At 64.6% G+C, this 25,672-nt stretch carries 25 protein-coding genes; 15 read left to right on the top strand and 10 right to left on the bottom strand.

What is annotated here, in order from left to right:
* Nucleotides 1-117: 117 nt before the first annotated feature.
* Together ACVIW0_RS05605 and ACVIW0_RS05610 are read right to left on the bottom strand one after the other, a co-directional pair.
* Entirely contained in the window at nucleotides 118-1,791 is a 1,674-nt protein-coding gene (locus tag ACVIW0_RS05605; protein WP_461351434.1) for an arylsulfatase, read from the bottom strand.
* Nucleotides 1,772-2,770, bottom strand: a complete 999-nt coding sequence (locus ACVIW0_RS05610) for a formylglycine-generating enzyme family protein (RefSeq protein ID WP_461351435.1) — start codon at nucleotides 2,768-2,770, stop codon at nucleotides 1,772-1,774. The genes ACVIW0_RS05605 and ACVIW0_RS05610 overlap by 20 nt, the downstream gene beginning before the upstream one ends.
* A 326-nt stretch (nucleotides 2,771-3,096) precedes the next feature.
* Here ACVIW0_RS05610 and ACVIW0_RS05615 point away from each other — a divergent pair, with 326 nt between their 5' ends.
* Nucleotides 3,097-4,167 (top strand): SphA family protein, encoded by a 1,071-nt coding sequence (locus tag ACVIW0_RS05615; protein WP_461351436.1) that lies wholly within the window; start codon nucleotides 3,097-3,099, stop codon nucleotides 4,165-4,167.
* A gap of 84 nt (nucleotides 4,168-4,251) precedes the next feature.
* Here the strand turns inward: ACVIW0_RS05615 and ACVIW0_RS05620 are convergent, their stop codons facing one another.
* Nucleotides 4,252-4,920 carry an HAD family hydrolase gene (locus ACVIW0_RS05620; protein WP_461351437.1) on the bottom strand — a complete coding sequence of 223 codons (669 nt, stop codon included), beginning with the start codon at nucleotides 4,918-4,920 and terminating at the stop codon, nucleotides 4,252-4,254.
* A complete protein-coding gene (locus tag ACVIW0_RS05625; protein WP_461351438.1) occupies nucleotides 4,917-5,132 on the bottom strand; it encodes a cysteine-rich CWC family protein in 216 nt (71 codons plus the stop codon). Before ACVIW0_RS05625 ends, ACVIW0_RS05620 begins: the two co-directional genes overlap by 4 nt.
* Nucleotides 5,133-5,236: 104 nt before the next feature.
* On the opposite strand from ACVIW0_RS05625, the gene ACVIW0_RS05630 reads away from it, so the two are divergent.
* Both ACVIW0_RS05630 and ACVIW0_RS05635 read left to right on the top strand, forming a co-directional pair.
* A complete protein-coding gene (locus ACVIW0_RS05630; RefSeq protein WP_461351439.1) occupies nucleotides 5,237-6,808 on the top strand; it encodes a DUF1800 domain-containing protein in 1,572 nt (523 codons plus the stop codon).
* Nucleotides 6,805-8,034, top strand: a complete 1,230-nt coding sequence (locus ACVIW0_RS05635; protein WP_461351440.1) for a DUF1501 domain-containing protein — start codon at nucleotides 6,805-6,807, stop codon at nucleotides 8,032-8,034. The genes ACVIW0_RS05630 and ACVIW0_RS05635 overlap by 4 nt, the downstream gene beginning before the upstream one ends.
* Before the next feature lie 398 nt (nucleotides 8,035-8,432).
* On the opposite strand, the gene ACVIW0_RS05640 is transcribed toward ACVIW0_RS05635, so the two are convergent.
* Together ACVIW0_RS05640 and ACVIW0_RS05645 are read right to left on the bottom strand one after the other, a co-directional pair.
* The gene (locus tag ACVIW0_RS05640; RefSeq protein WP_461351441.1) at nucleotides 8,433-8,894 is read right to left on the bottom strand and encodes a GNAT family N-acetyltransferase; all 462 of its coding nucleotides are present in this window, start codon (nucleotides 8,892-8,894) and stop codon (nucleotides 8,433-8,435) included.
* Between the two features lie 96 nt (nucleotides 8,895-8,990).
* Complete coding sequence (locus tag ACVIW0_RS05645; RefSeq protein ID WP_461351442.1) at nucleotides 8,991-9,806, bottom strand: PAS domain-containing protein; 816 nt, start codon at nucleotides 9,804-9,806, stop codon at nucleotides 8,991-8,993.
* Nucleotides 9,807-10,017: 211 nt separating this feature from the next.
* Between ACVIW0_RS05645 and ACVIW0_RS05650 the strand changes: the two genes are divergently transcribed.
* Nucleotides 10,018-10,371 (top strand): DMT family protein, encoded by a 354-nt coding sequence (locus ACVIW0_RS05650; RefSeq protein WP_461351443.1) that lies wholly within the window; start codon nucleotides 10,018-10,020, stop codon nucleotides 10,369-10,371.
* A 265-nt stretch (nucleotides 10,372-10,636) separates the two neighbouring features.
* Here ACVIW0_RS05650 and ACVIW0_RS05655 read toward each other — a convergent pair whose 3' ends face one another.
* From ACVIW0_RS05655 to ACVIW0_RS05665, 3 genes are all read right to left on the bottom strand, one after another.
* A complete protein-coding gene (locus ACVIW0_RS05655) occupies nucleotides 10,637-10,792 on the bottom strand; it encodes a hypothetical protein (RefSeq protein WP_461351444.1) in 156 nt (51 codons plus the stop codon).
* 60 nt (nucleotides 10,793-10,852) lie between these two features.
* Nucleotides 10,853-11,029, bottom strand: a complete 177-nt coding sequence (locus ACVIW0_RS05660) for a hypothetical protein (RefSeq protein WP_461351445.1) — start codon at nucleotides 11,027-11,029, stop codon at nucleotides 10,853-10,855.
* Nucleotides 11,030-11,210: 181 nt separating this feature from the next.
* The gene (locus ACVIW0_RS05665) at nucleotides 11,211-11,858 is read right to left on the bottom strand and encodes a glutathione S-transferase family protein (RefSeq protein WP_461357248.1); all 648 of its coding nucleotides are present in this window, start codon (nucleotides 11,856-11,858) and stop codon (nucleotides 11,211-11,213) included.
* A gap of 575 nt (nucleotides 11,859-12,433) precedes the next feature.
* On the opposite strand from ACVIW0_RS05665, the gene ACVIW0_RS05670 reads away from it, so the two are divergent.
* The 8 genes from ACVIW0_RS05670 to ACVIW0_RS05705 all read left to right on the top strand — a co-directional run bounded on the left by ACVIW0_RS05670 (nucleotide 12,434) and on the right by ACVIW0_RS05705 (nucleotide 20,777).
* The gene (locus ACVIW0_RS05670) at nucleotides 12,434-13,636 is read left to right on the top strand and encodes a pyridoxal phosphate-dependent aminotransferase (protein WP_461351446.1); all 1,203 of its coding nucleotides are present in this window, start codon (nucleotides 12,434-12,436) and stop codon (nucleotides 13,634-13,636) included.
* A gap of 251 nt (nucleotides 13,637-13,887) precedes the next feature.
* Complete coding sequence (locus ACVIW0_RS05675) at nucleotides 13,888-14,409, top strand: DUF992 domain-containing protein (protein ID WP_461351447.1); 522 nt, start codon at nucleotides 13,888-13,890, stop codon at nucleotides 14,407-14,409.
* Nucleotides 14,410-14,670: 261 nt separating this feature from the next.
* Nucleotides 14,671-15,153: a DUF992 domain-containing protein gene (locus tag ACVIW0_RS05680; protein ID WP_461351448.1), complete on the top strand. Its 483-nt coding sequence runs from the start codon at nucleotides 14,671-14,673 to the stop codon at nucleotides 15,151-15,153.
* Between the two features lie 260 nt (nucleotides 15,154-15,413).
* Nucleotides 15,414-17,462: an elongation factor G gene (locus tag ACVIW0_RS05685; RefSeq protein WP_461351449.1), complete on the top strand. Its 2,049-nt coding sequence runs from the start codon at nucleotides 15,414-15,416 to the stop codon at nucleotides 17,460-17,462.
* Nucleotides 17,463-17,664: 202 nt separating this feature from the next.
* Nucleotides 17,665-18,306 carry a YoaK family protein gene (locus ACVIW0_RS05690; protein ID WP_461351450.1) on the top strand — a complete coding sequence of 214 codons (642 nt, stop codon included), beginning with the start codon at nucleotides 17,665-17,667 and terminating at the stop codon, nucleotides 18,304-18,306.
* Between the two features lie 31 nt (nucleotides 18,307-18,337).
* Nucleotides 18,338-19,180 carry a shikimate dehydrogenase gene (locus ACVIW0_RS05695; protein ID WP_461351451.1) on the top strand — a complete coding sequence of 281 codons (843 nt, stop codon included), beginning with the start codon at nucleotides 18,338-18,340 and terminating at the stop codon, nucleotides 19,178-19,180.
* Between the two features lie 116 nt (nucleotides 19,181-19,296).
* On the top strand, nucleotides 19,297-19,875 hold the full coding sequence (locus tag ACVIW0_RS05700; RefSeq protein WP_461357249.1) for a hypothetical protein: 579 nt from the start codon (nucleotides 19,297-19,299) through the stop codon (nucleotides 19,873-19,875).
* Between the two features lie 293 nt (nucleotides 19,876-20,168).
* The gene (locus tag ACVIW0_RS05705; protein WP_461351452.1) at nucleotides 20,169-20,777 is read left to right on the top strand and encodes a single stranded DNA-binding domain-containing protein; all 609 of its coding nucleotides are present in this window, start codon (nucleotides 20,169-20,171) and stop codon (nucleotides 20,775-20,777) included.
* Between the two features lie 218 nt (nucleotides 20,778-20,995).
* Here ACVIW0_RS05705 and ACVIW0_RS05710 read toward each other — a convergent pair whose 3' ends face one another.
* The gene (locus ACVIW0_RS05710; protein ID WP_461351453.1) at nucleotides 20,996-22,132 is read right to left on the bottom strand and encodes an alpha-hydroxy acid oxidase; all 1,137 of its coding nucleotides are present in this window, start codon (nucleotides 22,130-22,132) and stop codon (nucleotides 20,996-20,998) included.
* A 121-nt stretch (nucleotides 22,133-22,253) separates the two neighbouring features.
* Between ACVIW0_RS05710 and ACVIW0_RS05715 the strand changes: the two genes are divergently transcribed.
* From ACVIW0_RS05715 to ACVIW0_RS05725, 3 genes are all read left to right on the top strand, one after another.
* On the top strand, nucleotides 22,254-22,424 hold the full coding sequence (locus ACVIW0_RS05715; protein ID WP_461351454.1) for a hypothetical protein: 171 nt from the start codon (nucleotides 22,254-22,256) through the stop codon (nucleotides 22,422-22,424).
* Between the two features lie 216 nt (nucleotides 22,425-22,640).
* Nucleotides 22,641-23,987, top strand: coding sequence for a phosphoglucosamine mutase (glmM, locus tag ACVIW0_RS05720; protein WP_461351455.1), 1,347 nt, complete (start codon nucleotides 22,641-22,643; stop codon nucleotides 23,985-23,987).
* 262 nt (nucleotides 23,988-24,249) lie between these two features.
* Nucleotides 24,250-25,506: an MFS transporter gene (locus ACVIW0_RS05725; RefSeq protein ID WP_461351456.1), complete on the top strand. Its 1,257-nt coding sequence runs from the start codon at nucleotides 24,250-24,252 to the stop codon at nucleotides 25,504-25,506.
* Nucleotides 25,507-25,672 lie beyond the last annotated feature (166 nt).

Genomic DNA, 25,672 nt, shown 5'->3' on the forward strand with positions numbered 1-25,672 from the left:
CCGCCCTTGGTCCGGTCCACTCCCGGTAGCGACTTCCGGTGAACCGATCTGCGGTATCGAAAGGCCGCAGAAGACGGTCTTGGGCGGCATGAACACCGCCCAACACGATTATGGATCTTACTTTGCCATTGCCGTCCTCGCGGCCTCGATTTTCGCCTTCACCGCATCTAGGTTGAAGCTCGCGCCCTTCTGCATCGGCGGAAACTCGATTGCGGTCATGGCCAGCTTCTCGACCTCCTGTTGAACGAACACGAAGCGCCAGAACTCATATTTGAACCAGTCGAAGTATTGTTGGGCGCCGTCTTTGGTCCCGCTCTCGGGCCAGCCCGTTCGCTCGAACGGATCAAGGCGGAGGTTGATCAGGTAGGGGACGTCAACCTTGGTTTTTGCACCTAGCCAGCCAGCGGGCTGGTCGATGAAGCGATACTTGTAGTCGTCGATGCGCACGGCTCCCAGCTCGCTCTCGCCGAAGTACCAGATTTCGTGTCGGTTGGACGGCCCCTTGCCGGTGATCATGTCCATCTGATTGTAGCCATCCAGATGGCACTTGTAGGTGCGATCACCGATCTGCTTGCCCTTCTTCAGTTCCTCGACAATGTTCGGGTTGCCGGCAGCCGCCAGCAAGGTCGGGAACCAGTCCAGACCGGAGATGATGCCGTTCTCGACCTTTCCCGCCGGCACCTTGCCCGGCCAGCGGATCATCGCCGGCACGCGGAAGCCGCCCTCCATGACCGTACCCTTGCTCTGCGCGAAAGGCGTCTGTCCGCCGTCCGGCCAAGTGAAGACCTCGGTGCCGTTATCGGTGGTGAAGATGACAATGGTGTTGTCATCAACGCCCATGTCCTTGAGTTTTTTCATGACGAGGCCGACATCGTCGTCGAGTTGCGCCATGCCGGCTTCATGAATCGACCAGCCGTTCTTGGAGTTGCGCATCGCCTCGTATTTCGGCGACAAATGCGTGACGATATGCATCCGGGTCGGGTTGAGCCACAGGAAGAAGGGCTTGTTATCGGCCTTGGCCCGTTCGATGAACGACAAGGCGAAGTCGCGGATTTCATCATCCACCGTTTCCATCCGCTTGGGATAGAGCGTTCCGGCGTCTTCAATCCTCTGCTTGCCGACCTTGCCCCAGCGGGGATCCACGGTGGCATCGTCCACATCGGTCGCCCACGAATGGATCATGTTGCGCGGGCCGACCTTGTTCAACAGCTCCTGCGGATAGGCGGGGTGAGCCGGATCTTCCATCGCGTCGAGGTGATACAAATAGCCGAAGAACTCGTCGAAGCCGTGAACGGTCGGCAGAAACTCGTTCTTGTCGCCAAGGTGGTTCTTGCCGAATTGGCCTGTGGCATAGCCCATGCCCTTTAGCGCGGTGGCAATCGTCACGGCCTCCGCAGGCAAGCCTGTGGGCGCGCCGGCCTGGCCGACCGTTGTCATGCCGGTGCGGATCGGCAGCTCGCCGGTGATGAAGTTGGCGCGGCCTGCGGTGCAACTCGCCTCGGCGTAGTAATCGGTAAACAACATGCCTTCTGCGGCGATCTTGTCGAGGTTCGGCGTTCGGCCGGCCATCATGCCACGATGGTAAGCACCGATATTCCAGATGCCGATATCGTCCCCCATGATGACGACGATGTTGGGCCGCTGACCGGTCGCTGCCTGCTGCGCCTGGGCCAGTGCCTTTTCGACCGATGCGGCGGCGCCTAACGCGGATGCCGCCGCCAGACTTGTCGTCGCGAGCAAAACATTTCGGCGGCTCAGATCGCGCGAGGCGTTATCCTTGTCGTCGCTCATCACTTGCTCCCTTCCTAATGATGCATCGAAAGCCAACATGGCTCGTGGACGTATCCACCGCTTCCGCATGGCGCGCAGCCGGGCGATAACGACGGCAGTAGTTCGGCGCGCAGAGATGCGAGCCGCCCTTGAGGACCTTGCGGGGAATCTTGATCTTGGGCAGAGACGGATCGTGGCTGTCTTGCTCTCGCCCGCCGCGTGGATTGTCCGGAATGCAGCACGCCTTGGCGGCATCGGGCTCGTGCTTGGTAGACCACCAGTCCGTGGTCCACTCCCAGACGTTACCGATCATGTCATGCAGGCCGTAGCCATTCGGCGGGAACGCCATCACCGGCGAGGTGCGCGCGCGACCATCGCCGCTAAGATTCTGGTATGGAAAAACACCTTGCCAGGTGTTCGCCATTGGCCTGCCGCCGGGCATCAGCTCGTCGCCCCAGGCGAACTCGGCGCCGTCGAGGCCGCCGCGCGCGGCCAACTCCCATTCGGCTTCGGTCGGCAAGTCCTTGCCGGCCCATGTCGCGTAGGCCTCCGCGTCGCGATAGGCAATGTGGACCACGGGATGATCGTCGAGGCCGCTGATCGAACTACGGGGACCATATGGGCCGCGCCAGTTGGCACCAAACTTGAAATTCCACCACTGCGACCAGTCGCGCAAATCGATCGGACGCTTCGGTGCTGTGAAAACCAGCGAGCCTGCCTTGAGCATGTGCGGCAGCGCGCCCGGATAATCCTTGGCTTCTGGCCGAATCTCCGCTGAAGTCACATAGCCTGTTGCGTTGACGAACTTGCGGAATTCGCGATTGGTGACCGGTGTCCGGTCCATCCAGAAGCCGCTCACCGAGACGCGATGGACCGGCGCCTCTTCGGCATAGTGCCTGTCGGAGCCCATGCGGAACGTGCCGCCCGGTATCCAGACCATACCGCCCTCACTGGGTCCATCCGACGAAGGTCCGCCTGCCGCAATACCAACGTCGTGCATGGACTACTCGCTGAACGAGTTTCGAGGTTACGAGCGAACATCTGAAGCGGCGGTACGTTCGCAGCGGCACAACCCCCATTATTGATCTAGATCAAGCGAGCAAGTCGCCTCTTCCCTGCGAGAGCCCTGACGGTTATGCAAAAAGTGCCAAGGTTGTGGCGTCATGGATACAGCGTTTCAATAAACCTCCGGCTGAACTCAAGCATGCTGATTTCGCGTGGACGAACGGCAGCGTCGGCCTATTATTTTCCGAGTGTCTAACCCGCCGGAGCAATGGCGGGATCGCGACAGTCGGGGGATCGGCGATGCGGTGCTTTGGACCGGATTTGGGACGCAGATTTTTTTCGCAGCGGCATTTGAGAGTTGGGGCGCTTGCTGCTCTGCTGGTGCTGTCCGCCCAAGTGGCTCATGCCGACGAAAATGGAATCAGCTTTTGGCTGCCCGGATTTTTTGGCAGCCTCGCGGCGGTGCCTCAGCAGGCGCCGGGCTGGTCGGTGACAACGGTTTATTATCACACCTCTGTTTCCGCCGGCGGCGACGTGGCGCGGTCGCGCGAAATCACGCTTGGTCGTTTTCCCGCGAACCTGACCGCCACCGTGAACGCGAACGTCAATGCGAACGTGAATCTTGGCCTGGTGGCCGGGACTTATACCTTTGCAACACCGGTGCTGGGAGGTCAGGCTTCTGCGAGCCTGCTGGCGACCTACGGCTCCAACTCCACGTCGCTGGCGGGATCGCTCGCTGGGACATTGACGGGACCGGGCGGCGCCACGTTTCCCTTCTCCCGGTTCGACAGCATCGACAGCTCGCTCATTGCATTCGGCGACCTGATCCCGCAGTTCGCGCTGCGCTGGAATGCCGGTGTCAACAATTACATGACCTACGTTACCGCCGACCTCCCAGCCGGCGCCTACCAGTCGAGCCGCCTGTCGAATTTGGGCATTGGGCACTGGGCGGTCGACGCGGGCGGCGGCTACACCTATTTCGATCCAAAGACCGGACATGAGTTTTCGTCGGTGCTGGGATTCACCTACAACTTCGTCAATCCTGACACTCAATATCAAAGCGGCGTCGACATGCATCTCGACTGGGGCGCATCGCAGTTCCTGACCAAGCAGTGGCAGGTCGGCCTCGTCGGCTACCTCTATCAGCAACTCGGCTGCGACAGCGGCTCCGGCGATCGCGTCGGCTGCTTCCGGTCGCGTGTGGCCGGCGTCGGCCCGCAGGTCGGCTACATTTTCCCGGTCGGAGACATGCAGGGATATCTGAACCTGAAGGGCTACGGCGAATTCGCCAATGAAAATCGGCCGGCAGGCTGGAACGTCTGGCTGACGTTCAATCTTCAGCCCGCGGCGCCAACGCCGCCGACATCCACAAGGCCCAGATTCACCAAATAGCGGCGCCGGTGACGCTGACGCTGGCGCTCAGTGCTGAAGGCTGAATCTGTCGCGGCGGTAGCGACGCGAGCGTGCGAATGACAGCTAAAGCGCGCCGCGCTCCTGCAGCAACGCCAGCACGGCGTTGAGGTCGGGCAGCACGGCGGCGCATTTCGCGCGGGTCTCCTCGGTCGGCGGCGCCATGTCCGGCACCATCAGCGTGATCGCGCCGGCCCCGTGGGCGGCAGCGACGCCGTGGTTGGAGTCTTCCACCGCGACGCAGGCCATGGGCGTCACGCCGAGCTGCGCGGCGGCCTTGAGATAGAGCGCCGGATCCGGCTTGCCGTGGGTCACGTCGTCGAGCGTCAGCAGCGTCTCGAAGCGGTCGCGGATACCGGCGAGCGTGAGATGACGCTCGGCCGTGCGGCGGGATGACGAGGTTACGATTGCGGTCTGGCGGTCGGCGAGGCCGTCGAGCAGCTCGATCGTTCCGGGCTTGAGCGGCAGGCCGGCGTCGAACATGCGATCGCGGGTGACGGTGAAGACGCGGTTGACCTCGGCGAGCGGAAACGCCGCGCCATAGCGGCCAAGCAGCATCGCTTCGCAGACGGGGCCGGGAAGGCCGACCATCGAATGGCACAGCGCGACGACGCCGTCAGTGTAGCCGCACGCGTTTAGCGCCGCGACCAGGCTGTCGAAGTAAACCTTTTCGGTGTCGAGCAGCGTGCCGTCCATGTCGAGCAGGATGGCGTCGACGGTCCAGGGTGCGTTCACGTGCCGCTCACGTCAGCTTGCTGTTCCGCGAGCTTGCGCAGGCATGACGGGCAGAGGCAGTCGCTGCCATCGGTCGGCATCGGTAAACGAAAGCTCTCGTCGGAACACCAGCACGGTCCTCCGAGCTGGCAGGAAAATTCGCTGCCGCATGCCGTGCAGGCCAGCCGGCGCGGCGAGATTTGTTCGGAAACGTCGTCTGACGAGAGGTCCATTCTAACCGCGATTTAATGCGCGAATTAATCTCGGGTTCATCCTGGTCCGCGCTATCATGCCCTGCAACAGATATAGCCGGAATAGGCCGCCAAAGGAAATTCTGATGGCACGTGATTCGCAAGCCGCGCTGACCGCCCTCAACCGGTTTGGATTTGGCGCCCGCGGCGGGGCGGCCGGCGACTTCATCAATGCAGCCTCCGATCCGCGCGGCTTCGTGCTGGCGGAACTGGCGCGTCCGAACGGCGCGCTGCTCGAAGTGCCGGGCCTGCTTTCGACGCCGGAGCTCGGCCGGCAGGTGTTCGACTATCAGTTCGAGATGCAGCAGGCGCGCAATGCCGCGAAGGTTGCGCAGCAGGGCGCGAGCGAGACAGCGCCGCAAGGGTCCGACGCAACGCCGCCGCAGCGGCGCAATCTGTCGCTGTCCACGGCGGCCAAGGAGATCGCCGGCAAGGATCCGCAGGCGGTCGACAACGCCAACGCGGCGATGACTCCATCCGCGACGATGCAGCCTCCGACGATGCAGACGGTGGTCAATCCACCCAAGCCGCCGGCGGAGCCGCCCAACATCATCCAGAAGACGTTCCGAGCGGAGGCGCTGGCACGGCTGCAGCGCGGCGTGGTCGCCGATTGCGGCTTCGTCGAGCGGCTGGTGGTGTTCTGGTCCAACCATTTCTGCATCTCCGCCAACAAGGGCGCGCTGGCGCGGATGTGGGCCGGCTCGTTCGAGCGCGAGGCGATCCGCCCGCACGTGCTCGGTCGTTTCGCGGACATGCTGAAGACCGTCGAGCAGCATCCGGCGATGCTGTTCTTCCTCGACAACCAGCAATCGCTCGGGCCGGAGTCGCGCGCCGGCATCAACCGCCATCGCGGCCTGAACGAGAACCTCGCGCGCGAGATCATGGAGCTGCATACGCTCGGCGTCGGCGGCGGCTACAGCCAGGACGATGTGACCTCGCTGGCGCGCGTCATCACCGGCTGGACCTTTGCCGGCCGCCAGGGCCAGCTCGGCACGCCCGGCAGTTTCGTGTTCAACGCCAATGCGCATCAGCCCGGTCCGCAGCAGGTGCTGGGCAAGACCTATGCGCAGGCCGGCGTGGCGCAGGGCGAGGCGGTGCTGTCCGACATCGCGCGGCATCCCTCGACCGCAAAATTCATCGCGATCAAATTCGCCCGCCATTTCGTCGCCGACGATCCGCCGCCGGCGCTGGTGGCGAAGCTGCAGGACACATTCACCAAAACCGACGGCGGTCTCAGGGCGCTGGCCACGACGCTGGTCCAGTCCAACGAGGCCTGGCAGGCGCCGCTGACCAAGATGCGCTCGCCTTACGAATTCCTCGTCGCCTCCGGCCGCCTGCTGGCGCGCAATCCCGAGGACCCTGGGCGCTATCTCAATGGACTCAATGTACTCGGTCAGCCGCTGTGGTCGCCGGCCGGACCCAACGGCTTTCCGGATACCAGCGCGGCCTGGGCCGCTCCTGAGGGCCTCAAGCTCAGGCTCGACATCTCGGCGCAGGTCGCCTCTCAGTTTGCGGACAAGTTCGATCCGCGCGAACTGCTCGAGCTGGTTGCCGCTGACGCCGCGTCGGCGGAGACGCGGCGCACCATCGAGCGCGCGGAATCGCGGCAACAGGCGCTGGCGCTGCTGCTGATGTCGCCGGAATTCCAGAGGAGATGACGATGGATTGCTCCGAGAGCCTGATGATGCGGGCCACGTCGCGCCGCGCGTTGCTGCTCGGCGGCGCCTCGTTTGCCGCCTGGGCTTACTTGCCGAAATTCGCCCGCGCGGCCGATGGCCGCGATCCGCGCTTCGTCACCATCATCCTGCGCGGCGCGCTCGACGGCCTCGCCACCGTGGCGCCGGTCGGAGATCCCGATTATGCCGGGCTGCACGGCGCGATCGCGCTGCGTCCCGATGGGCCGAATGCTGCGGTGATGCTCGATCCGTTCTTCGGCCTGCATCCGGCGATGCCTGAGTTTGCAAAGATGTATGGCGCCAAGCAGGCCGCGGTGGTGCATGCGGTGGCGACCTCGTATCGCGATCGCTCGCACTTTGATGGCCAGGATGTGCTGGAGAGTGGCTTCCCCGGTCCCGGCCGGGTGCAGTCCGGCTGGCTCAATCGCGCGCTCGAAGCGCTGCCGAAGGGCGAGCGGGTGACGAGCGCGCTTGCGGTCGGCCCGACCACACCTTTGGTGTTGCGTGGCACCGCGCCGACCGTCGGCTGGGCGCCGACCGCGCTGCCGCAGGCCGCCGATGACACCGCGATGCGGCTGCTCGATCTCTATCAGCACCGCGATCCGGCGCTGGCGACTGCATTGACGCAGGGCTTGCAGCTCGAGAAGCAGGCGCAGGGCGACGAGATGAAGCCGAAGCCTGGTGGCGGTGGCGTGGCGGCGATGCGGCTGGTGGCGCGTGGCGCCGCCAAGCTGATGGCGTCCGATGACGGCCCGCGGATCGGCGCGCTGGCCTTCGACGGCTGGGATACTCACGCCAATGAAGGCGGGCCGGTCGGCCGGCTCGCGCAATTGCTCGGCGGCCTCGACGGTGCGCTGGCGGAATTCCAGAACGGCCTCGGCGCGCGCTGGCGCGACACCGTGATCGTGGTCACCACCGAGTTCGGCCGCACTGCGCGCATCAACGGCACCGAGGGCACCGACCACGGCACCGGCACCATCGCGCTGCTCGCCGGCGGCGCGGTGAACGGCGGCCGAATGATCACCGACTGGCCGGGGCTGAAGCCCGCCAATCTCTACCAGTCCCGCGACCTCGCCCCGACCACCGACCTCCGCGCCGTGATCAAGGGCCTGCTGCACGATCAGTTCGGCCTCGGCGAGCGCGTGCTGGCCGATGCGGTGTTTCCGGATAGCGCCCCGGTGAAGCCGATGAAGGGGCTGGTGGCTTAGATCTCGCTCTACCGTCATTCCGGGGCGCGACGAAGTCGCGAGCCCGGAATCCATCGGGCCACGGCGCACACGGTGAAATGGATTCCGGGCCTGCGCCTTCGGCGCATCCCGGAATGACGAGGTATGTGGGGCAGGCAAGGATGCTGCGCACTATCATAAGAACGAGAGCCCGCAAGGTGCCGTCCTTCCGCCGACCGCGCAGGGCAATGTCACAAACGCAATGTCACGAAAGCAGTGCGGCAAAAAAAGCGGTCCCGGTCAGACGCGGCGACTGACGGGGACCGCTCGGGGCGCGAGATCTGAGACGGGGGGCCTGATCTTACGCAGGGCGAAGCCTAGCCGGGCTTTGTAACGTGCCGGTGACAGCTTTGTTCGATCCACAGGCCAAGCATGCGCGCTCAGAGAATCTTGCGATAGATCACGAAGCCGGGTCTGTCCGCGACCTTGTCATAAAGCTGCATTGCGGTGCGGTTGGTCTCGTGCGTCTGCCAGTAGACGCGCGGTGATCCCGCGAGCCTGGCCTGCGCGTAGACGCCATTGATCAAGGCGCGGCCGACGCCCTTGCCGCGCGCGGCCTCGCTGGTGAAGAGATCCTGCAGGTAGCAGATCGGCGCGATCGCGGTGGTCGAGCGATGAAACAGATAGTGCGTCAGACCAAGCAGCGTGCCGCCGGCGTCGGCGACCAGCGCATGCACCGGCTCATAGGCATCGAAGAAGCGCTGCCACGTCATCGCGGTGATCTCGGGCGCGAGCGCGGTCGGTCCGGACCGCTCATAGAAAGCGTTGTAGCCGTCCCAGAGCGGAAGCCACTGGGCGTAATCGTCTGATGTGACGAAGCGGATGGTGACGTCGTCGGACATGGGTTGGATGATCCCGCATTGCACGATGCGTTGCGCATCGCCTGCCGCGTTTTATCGCCGCCGTTGTACGGGATCAATTGCGGACGAGGTCGCGCCTCACTTGGCAGCGCGCAGCAAGCGCGCCGGATGCCGCTCGCGCCCGGCGCGCTGCGCGCGATATTCGTCGGCCTTTGCCGGATCGTCGGTGTGCCGCACCAGGTCGGTCACCGGCGTATAGCTCAGCATGCGGCCGCCGTCGGGCAGCGCGGTGCAGCTGAAGCGCAGCACCTGCCCGTCGGCGAGATTGAGGTTGATCGGCGTGGAATCGCCTGAACGCATCATCGCGATGCGCTCGGCGATGAATGCGCTGAGCTCGTCTTCCGGCAGCTCATAGGCGCCGGTATCGCGGCCATGATACATCAGCGCGACGAAGGGCGGCTTGCTCTCGGCCTGCGCATCCGACAACGCGAAATAATCGCGGAAGGCGCGGTTGATGAACTCGGCGCGGGTATCGGCGTCGAGCAGCACGATGCCGATGTCGACCTGGTCGAGCGCGGCGGCGAGCCGCTCTGACGTAGCGTGATGCTGCCGGTCGGCGGCAAAGGCGTCGATCCATTTCTGCCGCAGCATGCCGGTGATCACAGCGGTGCCGGCAGCAGTGATCGCGAGCAGCAGCATCCGCACGACGTCGGCGGTGTCATAACCGGGCAGCGCGCGATGATCGAGGAAGAACAGCGCCGAGCCGGCCACCGCGATCGCGGCGGAGATCAGCCCGGAGGTGATGCCGCTGATCGAGCTCGCCAGCGCCACGATGCAGACGAACAGCGGTGCGGGATTGGGGACGGTGACGATCAGGCGATCGATCAGCAAGGCGCCAAGCGCCGTGATCGCCGTCAGGGCCGGGCCTGAAATTGCACGCCAGTCGAACCGCATGCGCGTTCTCGCTATCTGCCGAACAAACGATAAAGCGTTAGTTTGACGACAGGGCCGCAACGGCGCCGGCATTTCGGTCCCGAGCGTTAAGCGGGTCTTGCGCGGGCTGAACGAGCTTTCGCTGCTTTCAAATCAAATGATATGGAGATCACCATGGAACCCGGTTCCGGGCCTGCGGGTTACCGCCGGCTTTGCTTGCAAGAGGACATCGATGCCCGCCATTTCGCCTTCGCTGCAGCCGATCCTGATGCTGTTCGCCTCGAACGTCTTCATGACCTTCGCCTGGTACGGCCATCTCAAGTTCAAGGATCATTCGCTTCCCCTGGTCATCATGGTGAGCTGGGGCATCGCCTTCTTCGAATACTGGCTGGCGGTGCCGGCCAATCGCTGGGGCAGCGCGTTCTACTCGGCGGCGCAGCTCAAGACCATGCAGGAGGTGATCACGCTGGTCGTGTTCGCCGGCTTCTCGGTGCTGTACCTGAAGGAGCCGCTGGGCTGGAATCACGCGCTCGGCTTTGCCTTCATCGCGGCCGGCGCGTTCTTCATCTTCCACAAATGGAGCTAGTGCCGGCGAAATTATTAGATTGCTCCGGTTTGGCCACTGACCCGATTCACCTCTCCCCGGCGGAGAGAGGTCGATTTGCGCAGCAAATCGGGTGAGGGCCGCAGTTCTAACGAGAGACCGGAATCCCTCACCCGGCGCGGAGCCTGTGCTCGGACGGCGCGAAGCGCCGATCCGGGTGCGCCGACCTCTCCCACAAAGGAGAGGTGAACCTCCGCTGCCGCTCCAGTTCAAACCTAATCTCACCGCGCTTTAGCGCGGAAGCGCTTCAATGATGCGGAGCCTGCCTGGCGGCGGGGGTCGTCACCTGCGCGGGGTGGCCGCGGTCTTCGCCCTGCGTGCCGGTCACGATCAGGAGCGATGCCGCCAGCAGGATCGCCGCTGACAGCGTCACGGTCACAAGTCCGACGGGGGTCTTCATCATGTCGCGCCGCTGTCTCTCCCGCGCCTTGCCGCGGATCAGGTGCCAACTGGAATTGTCTGATTACGCCGGGATCGCCGTTGCCATGCTCAGGCCGCTCGACAGCACCGTCACGGCGACGATCAGCCACAGCGTCAGCGCGCCGAGCGCGAGCGACGCGGCGATCGCGTTGGTCAGCCGGGACGATGCCACCGGGGCAGGGCGGCCGTGGAAGCCTGCCGTGCCGGACCACCGTGTCATGGGTCTAAATCCCTCAGGCCGCGAGCGAATCACTCGCGACATCCGAGCGAATCTGCCGATGGTCACCGGCAACATTGCGGCGGCGGGGCCCCTTGAAAATGGCCGAAATACGGCAAAACGGGTGGTTTTGCCCGCTGTTTAGGCAGTTTCCCCGTTCTCCCCGCTCTCCACCCCCGGTTGTTCAGAGGCCTGCCACAAGGCGGGCCTGCGGCGCGGCATCGGGCTGCCAATCCATCGAGACGAAGCCGGGGGTCTGCTCGACCCGTTTCAGCCAGGCGCGGATCGAGGGGAATGTCGTCAGGTCGAAGTCGCAGCGGTCGGCGACATGGGTGTAGCCGTAGAGGGCGATGTCGGCGACGGTGAACTGCTCGGCGGCGAAATAGGTGTGCCCCTTGAGGTGATTTTCCATCACTTGAAGCGCCGCGTAGCCGCGCTCCATCCAGTCCTCCAGCGCGTGGGTCTGCAGGTCGCGCCCGCCCTTGACCAGCGACAGCCAGAAATAGGCGGCACCGATATTCGGCTCCAGCGCATGCTGCTCGAAGAACATCCATTGCAGCGCCTCGGCGCGCTCGATCCGCGACTCTGGCGCCAGCGGCGTGCCGATCGCGACGTACCAGAGGATGGCGTTGGACTCGGCGAGATAGCGGCCGTCGGCGACCTCGAGCAGCGGCACCTGGCCGCTCGGATTCTTGGCCAGGAAGTCCGGGGTGCGGCTCTCGCCGCGCAGGATGTCGATCTCGATTGCCTGGTACGGCGTGTTCAGCACGGCAAGCGCCAGCCGGACCTTGTAGCTGTTGCCGGAGCGCTGCATCGAATAGAGCTTGTACATTGCGTCGGTGTTCACTCGGATCAGGGAGACGGTACGCTCGAAATTGCGCGGCCTGTCACACCGCAACGCCGCTAAACAATGATGCGGACAGGGGTGTGTCGCAAGCCCTGGAGAGTGGAAAAAGTCGAAACCTCTACCGCACTGCACGCGTGCAGAACGATTCCATCAACACGGCCGAACACAGGAGATCACGGCTGCGCGACGCTGTGCACGGTGCCGGTCGATGCCGCGTTCGATCGCTCGGCGTATGCGTTGTGGTCCACAGACGTTAACGCCCGCGGTGGCGTCCGGAAGCTGCAACGGATGGTGCGCAGCCGGTGTGGCCAGGACGCACCGCGGGACAGATTGTCCTCGGAGCAATTCACGCCGATGCACGCCGCCGCAGGTCTTGCCGGATATGAGCCTTTGGGCTCCGGAACTTGCGGAAAATTGCGCGTGTCGCGAGCCATGCGTGAAAGTTTTCGTGCTTTACCGCCAAGCTTCTTGCGGTGCAGCGGCGACCGGCCTAGGGTGCCGCGATCCCATTCAAATCAAGTCGTGGCCCAACCGCTCACGACGTTTGCCAGGAGATGATAATGGCCTTCCTGTCCGCTGCGCTCGACCGTGTGAAGCCGTCCGCAACGATCGCGGTCACGGACAAAGCACGCGCGCTGAAAGCCGCGGGCCGCAACGTCATCGGCCTCGGCGCCGGCGAGCCTGACTTCGATACGCCCGCCAACATTAAGCTGGCTGCGATCCACGCCATCGAGGCCGGCAAGACCAAGTACACCGATGTCGGCGGCATTCCGGAGCTCAAGGAAGCCATCATCAACAAGTTCTCGCGCGAGAACGGCCTGAGCTACAAGCCGAACCAGATCATCGTCGGCACCGGCGGCAAGCAGGTGCTGTACAATGCGCTGATGGCGACCATCAATCCGGGCGACGAGGTGATCATCCCGGCGCCGTACTGGGTCAGCTATCCCGAGATGGTGGCGCTCGCCGGCGGCGAGTCGGTGCCGGTGGTGTGCCCGGCCTCGACCGGCTTCAAGCTGCGTCCGCAGGATCTCGAGAAGGCGATCACGCCGAAGACCAAGTGGGTGATCCTGTGCTCGCCGTCGAACCCGACCGGCTCGGCCTACACCAGGAGCGAGCTCAAGGCGCTGACCGACGTGCTGGTCAGGCATCCGCATGTCTGGGTGATGACCGACGACATGTACGAGCACCTCGTCTATGACGACTTCGTCTTCACGACAGCGGCGCAGGTCGAGCCGAGCCTGTACGATCGCACGCTGACCGTGAACGGCGTGTCGAAGGCCTACTGCATGACTGGCTGGCGCATCGGCTATGCCGGTGGCCCGGCGCAGCTGATCAAGGCGATGGCGACGATCCAGTCGCAGTCGACCTCGAACCCGTCGTCGATCGCGCAATGGGCGTCGGTCGAGGCGCTGAACGGTCCGCAGGACTTCATCGCCGCGAACAACAAGGTGTTCAAGGAGCGCCGCGACCTCGTGGTGGCGATGCTCAACCAGGCGAGCGGCATCGAATGCCCGCGGCCGGAAGGCGCGTTCTACGTCTATCCGTCTTGCGCCGGCACGATCGGCAAGACCGCGCCGACCGGCAAGGTGATCGACAATGACGAGGCGTTCGTCACCGAGCTGCTCGAGAGCGAAGGCGTCGCCGTGGTGCAGGGATCGGCGTTCGGTCTCGGGCCGGCGTTCCGCATCTCCTACGCCACCAAGACCTCGGATCTCGAGGATGCCTGCAAGCGCATCCAGCGCTTCTGCGGCAATCTGCGCTGATCGTTTTCGATCTAGAAAAAGCGCTCCCGCACCACATGCGGGAGCGTTTTTATTTGTGGGGCTCAATCGCCCGCCGGTAAAATCGCAGAGTCAAATCACGAGCAGCTCACTTCACGCGCGTGTGTGCGAACATCGATGCCACACGCGGGAAGTTTTTACGGCCTCTTTGCGAGCTGCCTTGTTTTGGACATGAGCCTTGCCTTGTGTCCGCCGCTCAAATTCCAGTTCAGTTCACCTTGCGGAGACAGATAATGCGACTTTCGACTCTCACCCTTGCAGCGCTTGCGTTGCTGGCGCCGTTCGCCACCGCCAACGCGGCACCTCAGCAGGTTCAGGCCGGGGTTCTGCAATGCCAGGGCGGCGAGAATGTCGGCTTCGTCGTCGGCTCTGTTGCCCGCCTCGAGTGCGTGTTCCAGAGCGGCGGCCGCCGTCCCGAGCCCTATGCTGCGACCGTGAAGCGCATCGGCGTCGATCTCGGCGTCACCGCGACCACCCAGCTCGCCTGGGCCGTCAGCGCGCCGACCACGCAGCTTCCGCGCGGCGCGCTCGCCGGCAGCTACGGCGGTGTCGGCCTCAACGCCTCGGTCGGTCTCGGCGCCGGCGGTAACTTCCTGTTCGGCGGTCCGAACAACGCCTATGCGCTGCAGCCGATCAGCGTGCAGGGTCAGACCGGACTCAACGTTGCGGCCGGCATCGCCGGGATCGATCTCGAGCCGGTGACCTACGGTCCGCGCCGTCATCATCGTCACCACCGTCACCATCACCACCGCTAAGCCGGTCGGTGTTCGAACAGAGAGGCCCGCGAAAGCGGGCCTCTTTTTTGTTGTCGGTGGTTTGCTGTTTGTTGCTCGACCAGACCGGCAGGCTTGGAGGAAACATAGCAGTGCCGCAACATCTCCCAACAATCGGTGGCCGAACACCGCAAATTCTGCCTGACCATGCGATGTTATGGCATAGGATGCGAACGGCGCCGCAGACACGGCGCCGTTCTGTTCTCTGCTCGCGTCATGCCTCTCAGCCGGAGACTCCCCAACATGCGTCGCTTCACTCTCCTCGCCGGTGCTGCCATTGCCACGCTGACCGCAATCGTTGGCGTTAACGCCCAACAGCCGAGCCAGCGCGTTCAGGTCGGCGTCCTGGAATGCCGCGGTGGCGCGAGCATCGGCTTCATCGTCGGTTCCGTGACCAATCTCGGCTGCGTGCTGCGCGCCAACGGCATGCCTGAGGACCGCTACATCGCGACCATCCGCAAGGTCGGCGTCGATCTTGGCATCACGCAGGAGTCGGCATTGACCTGGGGCGTCTACGCGCCGGTGGAGCGGCTCGGACCGGGTGCGCTCTCCGGCAATTACGCCGGCGCGCAAGGCAGTGCGACGCTCGGTATCGGTGTCGGCGGCAACGTGCTGGTCGGTGGCTCCGACAACACCATCGCCCTGCAGCCCCTCAGCGTGCAGGGCCAGGTCGGCGTCAACGTCGCCGCGGGCCTCGAAAGTCTGGAGCTGCGCCCGGGTCGCTAAGGGCGGCACCAGGCTTAAGAGCATGATCCGGAAAAGTGGAAACCGGCTTTCCGAAAAGATCATGCTCAAACAAAGAGATGAGATCATGATGCGATTCCGTGGAAACGCATCATGATCTAGCCAACCGCGCGTGGCCTTACGCCGCGCCACGCGCGCCGCACCGCAGCGACGTTTTCCCGCTTGCCAAAAGTCAAACGCAGGCAGAGCATGAACGGTCGCCGACCCAATCATGGGCCGAGCTCCAAAACGAGGAGGCGGCAATGGGACAAGACGTCAGAAGTCCCCGAGGTCCACGGTGCATCGCGCTGGTGGGCCCTTTCCAAAGCGGTAAAACCACACTTCTGGAAGCGATCCTGGCGCGCACCGGCGCCATCAAGTCATGCGGCAGTGTCGATGCCGGAACCTCCGTCGGCGATGCCAGCCCCGAGGCGCGTCAACACAAGATGGGCGTAGGCCTGACCGCCGCCACCACCAGCTTTATGGGGGACATTTACACCTTTATTGATTGCCCCGGCTCGATCGAATTCGCGCACGACATGCGTGCCGCGTTGCCGGCGGTCGATGCCGCGGTCGTGGTCTGCGAGGCTGACGAGAAGAAGCTGCCGCAGCTGCAGATCATCCTGCGCGAGCTCGAGGAGCTCGGGATTCCGCGTTTCCTGTTTCTGAACAAGATCGATCGCGCCAACAAGCGCGTCCGCGAGACGCTTGCGACGCTGCAGCCGGCCTCGCGCGTGCCGCTGGTGCTGCGCCAGATCCCGATCTGGAACGGCGATCTGATCGAGGGCTTCGTCGATCTCGCGCTGGAGCGCGCCTTCGTCTATCGCGAGCACAAGCCGTCGGAGGTGATGGAGCTGGAGGGCGGCAATCTCGACCGCGAGAAGGAAGCCCGCTTCTCGATGCTGGAGAAGCTCGCCGATCATGACGACGCGCTGATGGAGCAGTTGCTGGAGGACATCCAGCCGCCGCGCGATGCCGTGTTCGACGACCTCGCGCGCGAACTGCGCGACGGGCTGATCTGTCCGGTGCTGCTCGGTGCTGCGAGCCGCGAGAACGGCGTGCTTCGCCTGATGAAGGCGCTGCGCCACGAGGCGCCCGGCGTCGCCGAGACCGCCAGCCGGCTCGGCGTCAAGGATCAGAAGGACGCGCTGGCCTATGTGTTCAAGACCGTGCATTTGCAGCACGGCGGCAAGCTGTCGCTGGTGCGTCTGCTGACGGGCCGGCTCGACGACGGCGCAACGCTGCAATCCTCATCCGGCGAGAGCGGGCGCGTCTCCGGCATCCTCGCGGTCTCCGGCGCGCATGACAGCAAGCGGCCGTCGGCGGAAGCCGGCGACACGGTTGCGCTCGGCAAGCTCGACGCGATCAAGACAGGCGATACGGTCTCGAGCGGCAAGACGGCGCCGGCCTCGCTGGTCAAGGTCGAGCCGGCGGCGCCGGTGCTGTCGATCTCGATCGCCGCGATCGACCGCAAGGACGACGTCAAGCTCGGCCAGGCGCTGCTGCGGCTGAACGAGGAGGATCCCTCGCTGACCATGATCCAGAACCCGCGCACCCACGACACAGTGCTGTGGGGGCAGGGCGAGATGCATCTGCGCGTCGCCCAGGAGCGGCTGAAGGACCGCTACGGCGTCAACGTCAAATCGCATCCGCCGGCGATCGGCTACCAGGAGACCATCCGCAAAGCCATCACCCAGCGCGGCCGGCACAAGAAGCAATCGGGCGGCCACGGCCAGTTCGGCGACGTCGTGCTCGACATCAAGCCGAGGCCGCGCGGAAGCGGCTTTGAATTCCACGAGAAGGTGGTCGGCGGCGCGGTGCCGCGCAATTATATCGGTGCCGTGGAGGAGGGCGTCATCGACGCGCTGGCGCGGGGACCGCTCGGCTTCCCGGTGATCGACGTCGACGTCACCCTGACCGACGGCTCCTATCACAGCGTCGACTCCTCCGATCTCGCGTTCCGCACCGCGGCGCGGATCGGCGTCAGCGAAGGGCTGCCGCAGTGCCAGCCGGTGCTGCTGGAGCCGATCCACATGGTCGAGATCGTCTGTCCGACCGATGCGACCGCCAAGATCAACGCGATCCTGTCGGCGCGCCGCGGCCAGATCCTCGGCTTCGACACCCGCGAGGGCTGGAACGGCTGGGACTGCGTGCGCGCCACGATGCCGGAATCCGAGATCGGCGACCTCATCGTCGAGCTGCGCTCGGCCACCGCCGGCGCCGGCACCTTCACCCGCCAGTTCGACCGCATGGCCGAGGTGACGGGCCGTGCCGCCGACCAGATCATCGCCGCGCATCGCGACGCGGCGTAAATTGTTCCGTCATTCCGGAGCGCTCGCGTCAGCGAGCGAATCCGGAATCTCGAGATTCCCCGATACGCAATTGCGCATCTGAGGTTCGATGCTGTCGCATCGCCCCGGAATGACGGGGGAGGGTGCTTCTCTTCCTTCTCTCCCAAGCCGATCGCTTTCATGAACATTGTCGCTCTGAACAAAGGCAGCGATTTCCGCCCCCATGCTTGAATCCCGCCGCAACCTGGCGCTGGCCTGCGCGCTCAGCGCGCTGGCCGGCTATGTCGACGGCATCGGCTATCTGCATCTCGGCGGGCTGTTCGTGTCCTTCATGAGCGGCAACTCGACGCGGCTCGGCGTGACCTTGGCCGAGGGCCACTGGCAGCACGCGCTGGAGGCGCTGGAGCTGATCGTGCTGTTCGTCGCGGGGGCTGCGGCCGGGAGCCTGGTCGTGCTCAGCCGCATCGCGCATCGGCAGCCCCTGATCCTGTTCGCCGAGGGGCTGCTACTCACGGCAGCGGCCTTGGCCTATGCCTACGGCCTGCCGAACGCCGCGGTCGCGGCCATCGTGCTGGCGATGGGGCTTGAGAACGCGGTGTTCCAGCTCGAAGGCGGGGCCGGGCTCGGCCTGACCTATGTCACCGGAGCGTTGATCAAGGCCGGTCAGCTCATCGCAGCCGCGTTGACCGGCGGCGCGGGCTGGGCGTGGCTGCCGAACGTCCTGCTCTGGGCGGCGCTGGTCGCGGGCGCGCTCGCCGGCGCATTGGCCTACCGCTGGATCAATCTCGGTGCGATCTGGTTTGCCGCGGGCACGGCGTTCGCCCTCAGCGCGCTGGTTGCCGCAACCGCGAAGCGGACGGATTGACAGCGCGCCTGGCTTGGCCGATGTCACGATCATGACCTCCGCAACCAAGACCCGCGCCGCGTGCCTGATCGGCTGGCCGGCGGCGCATTCCCGCTCGCCGCTGATCCATCATTACTGGCTGCGCACGCTCGGCCTCGAGGGTGGTTATGTGATCGAGGCGGTACCGCCGGAGGATTTCAAGGATTTCCTGTTCCGCTTGTCGCTGCGCGGCTTCGTCGGCGCCAATGTAACCATTCCGCACAAGGAGCAGGCGCTGGCGCTGACGGCGCCGGACGCACGCGCCCGCGCGATCGGCGCCGCCAACACGCTGTGGTTTGCCGACGGCGAGTTGCGCTCGACCAACACCGATGTCGAAGGCTTCATCAACAATCTCGATGCCTGTGCGCCCGGCTGGGACAAGACGGAGGACGCGCTGGTGTTAGGGGCCGGCGGCGCGTCGCGCGCGGTGGTGTTCGGCCTGATCGAGCGCGGCATCGCGCGCGTCCATCTGGTCAACCGCAGCATCGACCGCGCCCGCGCGCTGGCAGAACTATATGGTGCGCGTGTTCATCCCGCGACCTGGGACAAGGTCGGCGAGCTGCTGCCGCGCGCGGGCCTGCTCGTCAACACGACGTCGCTCGGCATGCACGGCCAGCCCGCGCTCGAGATCGAAGTCGGCCTGCTCCCGCCGGGCGCGGTTGTTTCTGATATTGTCTATGTGCCGCTGGTGACGCCGCTGCTGGCCGCGGCGCAGGCACGCGGCCTCAAGACCGCCGATGGGCTTGGCATGCTGCTGCACCAGGCGGTGCGCGGTTTCGAATTGTGGTTCGGGCAGCGCCCGCAGGTCACGCCGGAATTGCGCGCGCTCGTGGAAGCCGATCTCACAAAGACTTGAGGCCTGGAATAGCGTCTCCGGGGCGGGGTCTCGTGTTAGGCCCTCGCGTTCCCTCCCGGAGATCAACCATGCCTGCCCGCCGTTCCCATCTCGTTCGTCCGTTCATTGCGCTTGCGATGGTGACGGCATCCACGCTCTACGCGCTCGCGCAGCAGCCGCCGACACCGACGCGGGTGCGCGGAACCGTCGAAGGCGTCGACGGCGATACGCTGGCGGTGAAGTCGCGCAGCGGCGAGGACGTCAAGCTGCATATGACGGGCAATATGGTGGTGCTCGGCCTCACCAAGATCGCGCTGTCCGACATCAAGGTCGGTTCCTTCATCGGCACCACCACGGTGCCCGGCCCCGACGGCACGCCGAAGGCGGTCGAGGTGCATGTCTTCCCCGAAAACATGCGCGGCACCGGCGAAGGCTCGCGTCCCTATGATCTGAAACCGAACAGCAGCATGACCAACGCGACCGTCGCGCAATCCGTGGTCGGCAATGACGGTCATACATTGCAGGTCAAGTACAAGGACGGCGAGAAGACGGTCCAGGTCCCGCCTGATACGCCTGTCGTGACCTATGTTCCCGGCGACAAGGCCGACCTGAAGGCCGGCGCCAAGATCATCGCCTTCATGAAGAAATTGCCCGACGGCTCGCTGGAAACCGATCGCGTCAGCGTCGGCCGCGACGGGCTTACGCCGCCGATGTGATGCGCAGCGTCATCCCGGGGCGATGCAAAGCATCGAACCCGGGATCTCGAGATTCCCCGATGCGCAATTGCGCATCTGTGGTCTGGTCCTTCGGACCATCCCGGAATGACGATCTGAACGGGCTACGGCAGAACCCTCAAACGCATCACCTGTCCGTTACCGCAGTAACGGCCTCTCATCCGGCGCGTATTTGTCGTGTGAGCCGTCGCTCCCGCGCGGAGTTGTGGCTTGCACGGAATACCACCAACTCCCCGGTGTTCCCTGAGTAGCCAGCCAAACCCATGAGGGACACCATGCCGAAATCGCCGCTCTTCGCCGCATTCCTTGTCGTTGCCTTTGCCTCGGCTGCCTCCGCGCAGCAGCCACCGACGGTGCGCATTCGCGGCACCATCGAGGCCGTCGACGGCGCGATGCTGTCGATCAAGTCGCGCGACGGTGCCGACATGAAGGTTCGGACGACGGATAACGTCGCGGTCTTCGGTGTTGCCAAGACCGATCTGTCGGAGATCAAGCCCGGTTCCTATATCGGCGTCACCGCGATGCCCGAGCCCGACGGAACGCAGAAGGCGGTCGCGGTTCACATTTTCCCGGAGAACCAGCGCGGCGCTGCCGAAGGCTTCCGCCCATGGGACCTGCGCGCCAACTCGACCATGACCAACGCCACCGTCGCCGAGACCGTGAAGGGCACCGACGGCCAGAACATCACGGTGAAATACAAGGACGGTGAGAAGAAGGTCGTGGTGCCGCCGGGTACACCGGTGGTGACGTTCGTCTCCGGCGAAAAGTCGGAGCTGAAGCCGGGCGCCAAGATCATCATCTTCGGCGCGGTGCAGAAGGACGACGGCACGCTGGAAGCCAACCGCGTCAATGTCGGCCGCGACGGAATTGCGCCGCCGATGTGAGGCGGAGGCAGCCTCGCTGTCGTCCCTGCGAAAGCAACGCGAAAGCAGGGACCCATAACCACAGGGTTGAGTCGTTGAAGCACGCTGTGGCCACAGCGTTGCGAAGCGATCACCATCGGTGGTTATGGGTCCCGGGTCGCGCGGAGCCTGTCATCGGGCGGCGCTTTGCGCCGACCCGTTGGCTTGCCCAGGACGACGAAGATTAGGTAGCCGTCAGCTTAAACCGCCAGCACCTTGTCGTCGATCTCGGCGATGGTGTTGACGCCGCACAGCCCCATCGTGGTGGTCAGCTCCTTGCCGAGGATGTCGAGTGCCTTGGCGACGCCGGCCTGGCCGCCGGCGCCGAGGCCGTAGGCATAGGCGCGGCCGATCATGCAGGATTTGGCGCCGAGCGCGAGCGCGCGCATGACGTCCATGCCGGTGCGGATGCCGCCATCGAACATGATCTCGAGCTTGGAGCCGACCTCGTCGACGATCTCCGGCAGCACCTCGATCGAGGACGGCGCACCGTCGAGCTGGCGGCCGCCATGGTTGGAGACCACGATCGCCTGCGCGCCGGTCTTGGCAGCGAGCTCGGCGTCCTCGACGTCAAGAATCCCTTTCAGGATCAGCTTGCCCGGCCAGATGCTGCGGATCCAGTCGATGTCCTTCCAGTTCAGCGTGGTGTCGAATTGCGACGCGGTCCATTCCGACAGCTTGACGATGTCGTCCATGCCTTTGACGTGGCCGGCGATGTTGCCGAAGGTGCGGCGCTTGCCTTGCAGCACGCCTGACACCCAGGCCGGCTTGGTCGCGAAATCGATCAGCTTCGACAGCGACCATTCCGGCGGCACAGTCATGCCGTTCTTGATGTCCTGGTGGCGCTGGCCGATCACCTGCAAATCGACCGTCAGCACCAGCGCCGAACATTTCGCCGCGATCGCGCGCTCGATCAGCGACTTGATGAAGCCGCGGTCCTTCATGACGTAGAGCTGAAACCAGAACGGCTTGTCGACGGCGGCCGCGATGTCCTCGATCGAGCAGATCGACATCGTGCTCTGGGTGAAGGGAATGCCGGCCGCCTGCGCGGCGCGGCAGGCGTAGATCTCGCCGTCGCCATGCTGCATGCCGAGCAGGCCGACCGGCGCCAGGATCAGCGGCATCGCCGAGGGCTCACCGAGGATGGTGGTCGCGAGGCTGCGCTTGGAGACGTCGACCAGGATGCGCTGGCGAAACTTGATCTGCTGCAGGTCCTCCGAGTTGGCGCGCAGCGTGTCCTCGGTGTAGGAGCCGCGATCCGCATAGTCGAAAAACGCCTTCGGCACCCGGCGCTTATGCAACTGGCGCAGGTCTTCGATGCAGGTAATGTGCTTCATGGACGTTCCCGGCCTTCTTCTATGCCGCAGGTTCGACGAGTCAGTCTTGCGGGTGTTCGGTCTTGCCGTCATCTAGCATGGTTGGGTGGCCCGCCAAATCGAAGACGGATGGGAGAGTGCGATGACGCAATCAGGCTCCAAGCCGAAAGCAGACGACGCCGAGAAGCGCCGGCTCGACGAGGCCCTGGAAGAGGGGCTCGAGGAGACGTTTCCCGGTTCCGACCCCGTCAATGTCACCCAGCCGGCCCCCACCAAGGGCGACCGGTACGTCAAACGCGACGGCAAAGGATAGTGGACAGCGCTTCTTGCCGGGGATTGCCGGAGGAGAAAAAATGTTATATTTTCAGCACCTTAAGGTCCAAAGAGGCAGTTCGTCCGCGGTAATGATTCATCATATTTTTTGAAGTCATTTTAGCGTCTGGCAGTCTATAAGGCCGATGCACGCTACACTGGTAGGCGTTCAGGACTCTCTCGCCGGGTGGTTCGAGAGGTCCACCTTGGGGGTTACATGAGCCGCAAATATTTCGGGACCGATGGAATTCGGGGCCGCGCCAATGGGCTGATCACGCCGGAGCTCGCGCTCAAGGTGGGGCAGGCCGCAGGGTTGGTGTTTCAGCGTGGCGATCATCGCCATCGCGTCGTGATCGGCAAGGACACGCGGCTGTCCGGCTACATGATCGAATACGCCATGGTCGCGGGTTTCACCTCGGTCGGCATGGACGTGCTGCTGGTCGGCCCGATGCCGACCCCTGCGATCGCGATGCTGACCAAGTCGATGCGCGCCGATCTCGGCGTCATGATCTCGGCGTCGCATAATCTGTTCGAGGACAACGGCATCAAGCTGTTCGGCCCGCAGGGCTTCAAGCTCTCCGACGACGTCGAGAAGCAGATCGAGCAGCTGCTCGACGAATCGCTCGACCGCCGCCTGGCGCAGAGCGCGAGCCTCGGCCGCGCCCGCCGCATCGACGGCGTCCATGACCGCTACATCGAATTCGCCAAGCGCACGCTGCCGCGCGACCTTTCGCTCGACGGCCTGCGCGTCGTGGTCGATTGCGCCAATGGCGCGGCCTACAAGGTGGTGCCGGAAGCGCTGTGGGAGCTCGGTGCCGACGTGGTGCCGATCGGGGTCGAACCCGACGGCTTCAACATCAACAAGGAATGCGGCTCCACCTCGCCGGAAGCGCTGTCGCGCAAGGTGCGCGAGATGCGCGCCGATATCGGCATCGCGCTCGATGGCGACGCCGATCGCGTCATCCTGGTCGACGAGCGCGGCCACATCGTCGATGGCGACCAGCTGCTCGCGGTGATTGCGCAGAGCTGGAAGGAAGAGGGCCGCCTCGCCAAGCCCGGCATCGTCACGACCGTGATGTCCAATCTCGGGCTGGAGCGCTTCCTGCAAGGCCTCGGGGTTTCGATGGTCCGCACCCCGGTCGGCGACCGCTATGTGCTCGAGCAGATGCTGAGCGGCGGCTACAATCTCGGCGGCGAGCCGTCGGGCCACATCATCATGTCGGACTATTCGACCACCGGCGACGGCTTCGTCGCGGCGCTGCAGGTGCTGGCCGTGGTGCAGAAGCTGCGCCGCCCGGTGTCGGAGATCTGCCGGCGCTTTGATCCATTGCCTCAAATTCTGAAGAACGTGCGCTATCGCAGCGGCAAGCCGCTCGACGACGCCGAGGTCAAGTCCGCGATCACCGACGGCGAGAACCGCCTCAACGGCCATGGCCGGCTGCTGATCCGTCCCTCCGGCACCGAGCCGGTGATCCGCGTGATGGGCGAGGGTGACGACCGCATCCTGGTGGAAGAGATCGTCGACAACATCGTCAGCGCCCTCGGCCACGCCGCGGCGGCTTGAGGCCGTCCGGCCGCATCAGCTACTGATCCGTCATCCTGAGGAGCGCGCCCTTGCGCGCGTATCGAAGGATGCACGGCCCGGCCGGTGGCCGATTCATCCTTCGAGACGCGGCCAAGTGGCCGCTCCTCAGGATGACGGCGAGGCCGCACCGTTATGCGGAGCCCGCAGCGCATCGCTGCTATCGACTAACGCAACTGGTCCGGCTCACCTCCGCGTCGTACGACGCGGAGGTATTTTTGCGAAACTGTCCGGGAATGCTGCAGTGAACAAACCCGTCGTGAGCGAACAGGCACTGGGGGAACCGGTGGAGGTCGCCGAGCTGACCTCTGCGCCGGCCGCGAAAGTGGCGGCCGCCGGGCCGGCCTATGTCGTGCTTGCCGGCATCAGCTTCTCGCACTTTCTCAACGACACGATGCAGTCGCTGATCGCCTCGGTCTATCCGATCCTGAAGGACAATTACGCGCTCGACTTCGCGCAGATCGGCATGATCACGCTGGCATTTCAGTTCACTGCGTCGCTGCTGCAGCCGCTGGTCGGGCATTTCACCGACAAGAAGGCGCAGCCGTTCTCGCTGTCGATCGGCATGGGCTTCACCTTCTTCGGGCTGTTGCTGCTCAGCGTCGCCCATGGTTACGGGATCATCCTGGTCGCGGCGTCGCTGGTCGGTCTGGGCTCCGCGGTGTTCCACCCGGAATCCTCGCGCATCGCGCGGCTGGCGTCCGGCGGACGTTACGGCTTCGCGCAATCGGTGTTCCAGCTCGGCGGCAGCTTCGGCACCTCGATGGGGCCGGTGCTCGCCGCATTGATCGTGGTGCCGTTCGGCCAACCCTCGATCGCCTGGTTCTCCTCGATCGCGTTCCTCGCCATCGTGATCCTGTGGCGCATCGGCGTCTGGTACAAGCCGCAGATCGCAGGCAAGAAGGCGGCGACGAACGCGCGGCATCCGGACCATCCGGATCAGCGGCGCGTGATGATCGCGCTCATCGTGCTGGTCGCGCTGCTGTTCTCCAAACAGCTCTACGTCTCGAGCCTGTCGAGCTACTACATCTTCTATCTCATCGACCGGTTCGGCGTCTCGACCCAGGCCGCGCAGCTTTATCTCTTCATCTTCCTTGCCGCCAACGCCGCGGGCGCGTTCATTGGCGGGCCGCTCGGCGACCGCTTCGGCCGCAAATACGTGATCTGGTTCTCGATCCTCGGCGCGCTGCCGTTCACGCTGGCGCTGCCCTATGCCGGCCTGTTCGCCAGCGCCGTACTCACGGTGGTGATCGGCCTGATCATCTCGTCGGCGACATCGGCGATCATCGTGTTTGCGCAGGAACTGATGCCGCATCGCTTCGGCATGATCTCCGGCGTGTTCTTCGGCGTAGCATTCGGGATCGGTGGCCTCGGCGCTGCCGTGCTCGGCAAGCTCGCCGACCACACCTCGATCGCCTTCGTCTATCAGCTGTGCGCATTCCTGCCGGCGATCGGCCTGCTCGCGGTGTTCCTGCCGAAGATGCCGAAGGCGGCTCGCTGAGCTTCCCGGCGGCGAGGGCGCGTCCACTTCGCCGGCATTAAGCATTCGCTAACGAACCCGGCTTGCGTGCGCCGCAAACGGCGTGCACGCGTCAACGCTTCATTAGCACTTGTGGCGAAATCGCCATTTTTCACCGGCATGCGCGCCCATTTATGGACCCATAAGC

It is taken from the genome of Bradyrhizobium sp. USDA 4454 (genome assembly GCF_054822705.1).

What these genes read in the sequence shown, in the direction of transcription:
- ACVIW0_RS05700 (WP_461357249.1), top strand. Translation starts at nt 19,297, where the DNA reads ATGGTGACGGCATCCACGCTCTACGCGCTCGCGCAGCAGCCGCCGACA.
- ACVIW0_RS05705 (WP_461351452.1), top strand. Translation starts at nt 20,169, where the DNA reads ATGCCGAAATCGCCGCTCTTCGCCGCATTCCTTGTCGTTGCCTTTGCC.
- ACVIW0_RS05625 (WP_461351438.1), bottom strand. Translation starts at nt 5,132, where the DNA reads ATGGACCTCTCGTCAGACGACGTTTCCGAACAAATCTCGCCGCGCCGG.
- ACVIW0_RS05680 (WP_461351448.1), top strand. Translation starts at nt 14,671, where the DNA reads ATGCGTCGCTTCACTCTCCTCGCCGGTGCTGCCATTGCCACGCTGACC.
- ACVIW0_RS05635 (WP_461351440.1), top strand. Translation starts at nt 6,805, where the DNA reads ATGACGATGGATTGCTCCGAGAGCCTGATGATGCGGGCCACGTCGCGC.
- ACVIW0_RS05690 (WP_461351450.1), top strand. Translation starts at nt 17,665, where the DNA reads ATGCTTGAATCCCGCCGCAACCTGGCGCTGGCCTGCGCGCTCAGCGCG.
- ACVIW0_RS05630 (WP_461351439.1), top strand. Translation starts at nt 5,237, where the DNA reads ATGGCACGTGATTCGCAAGCCGCGCTGACCGCCCTCAACCGGTTTGGA.
- ACVIW0_RS05715 (WP_461351454.1), top strand. Translation starts at nt 22,254, where the DNA reads ATGACGCAATCAGGCTCCAAGCCGAAAGCAGACGACGCCGAGAAGCGC.
- ACVIW0_RS05695 (WP_461351451.1), top strand. Translation starts at nt 18,338, where the DNA reads ATGACCTCCGCAACCAAGACCCGCGCCGCGTGCCTGATCGGCTGGCCG.
- ACVIW0_RS05670 (WP_461351446.1), top strand. Translation starts at nt 12,434, where the DNA reads ATGGCCTTCCTGTCCGCTGCGCTCGACCGTGTGAAGCCGTCCGCAACG.
- ACVIW0_RS05610 (WP_461351435.1), bottom strand. Translation starts at nt 2,770, where the DNA reads ATGCACGACGTTGGTATTGCGGCAGGCGGACCTTCGTCGGATGGACCC.
- ACVIW0_RS05640 (WP_461351441.1), bottom strand. Translation starts at nt 8,894, where the DNA reads ATGTCCGACGACGTCACCATCCGCTTCGTCACATCAGACGATTACGCC.
- ACVIW0_RS05650 (WP_461351443.1), top strand. Translation starts at nt 10,018, where the DNA reads ATGCCCGCCATTTCGCCTTCGCTGCAGCCGATCCTGATGCTGTTCGCC.
- ACVIW0_RS05645 (WP_461351442.1), bottom strand. Translation starts at nt 9,806, where the DNA reads ATGCGGTTCGACTGGCGTGCAATTTCAGGCCCGGCCCTGACGGCGATC.
- ACVIW0_RS05675 (WP_461351447.1), top strand. Translation starts at nt 13,888, where the DNA reads ATGCGACTTTCGACTCTCACCCTTGCAGCGCTTGCGTTGCTGGCGCCG.
- ACVIW0_RS05710 (WP_461351453.1), bottom strand. Translation starts at nt 22,132, where the DNA reads ATGAAGCACATTACCTGCATCGAAGACCTGCGCCAGTTGCATAAGCGC.
- glmM (WP_461351455.1), top strand. Translation starts at nt 22,641, where the DNA reads ATGAGCCGCAAATATTTCGGGACCGATGGAATTCGGGGCCGCGCCAAT.
- ACVIW0_RS05660 (WP_461351445.1), bottom strand. Translation starts at nt 11,029, where the DNA reads ATGACACGGTGGTCCGGCACGGCAGGCTTCCACGGCCGCCCTGCCCCG.
- ACVIW0_RS05655 (WP_461351444.1), bottom strand. Translation starts at nt 10,792, where the DNA reads ATGATGAAGACCCCCGTCGGACTTGTGACCGTGACGCTGTCAGCGGCG.
- ACVIW0_RS05605 (WP_461351434.1), bottom strand. Translation starts at nt 1,791, where the DNA reads ATGAGCGACGACAAGGATAACGCCTCGCGCGATCTGAGCCGCCGAAAT.
- ACVIW0_RS05665 (WP_461357248.1), bottom strand. Translation starts at nt 11,858, where the DNA reads ATGTACAAGCTCTATTCGATGCAGCGCTCCGGCAACAGCTACAAGGTC.
- ACVIW0_RS05685 (WP_461351449.1), top strand. Translation starts at nt 15,414, where the DNA reads ATGGGACAAGACGTCAGAAGTCCCCGAGGTCCACGGTGCATCGCGCTG.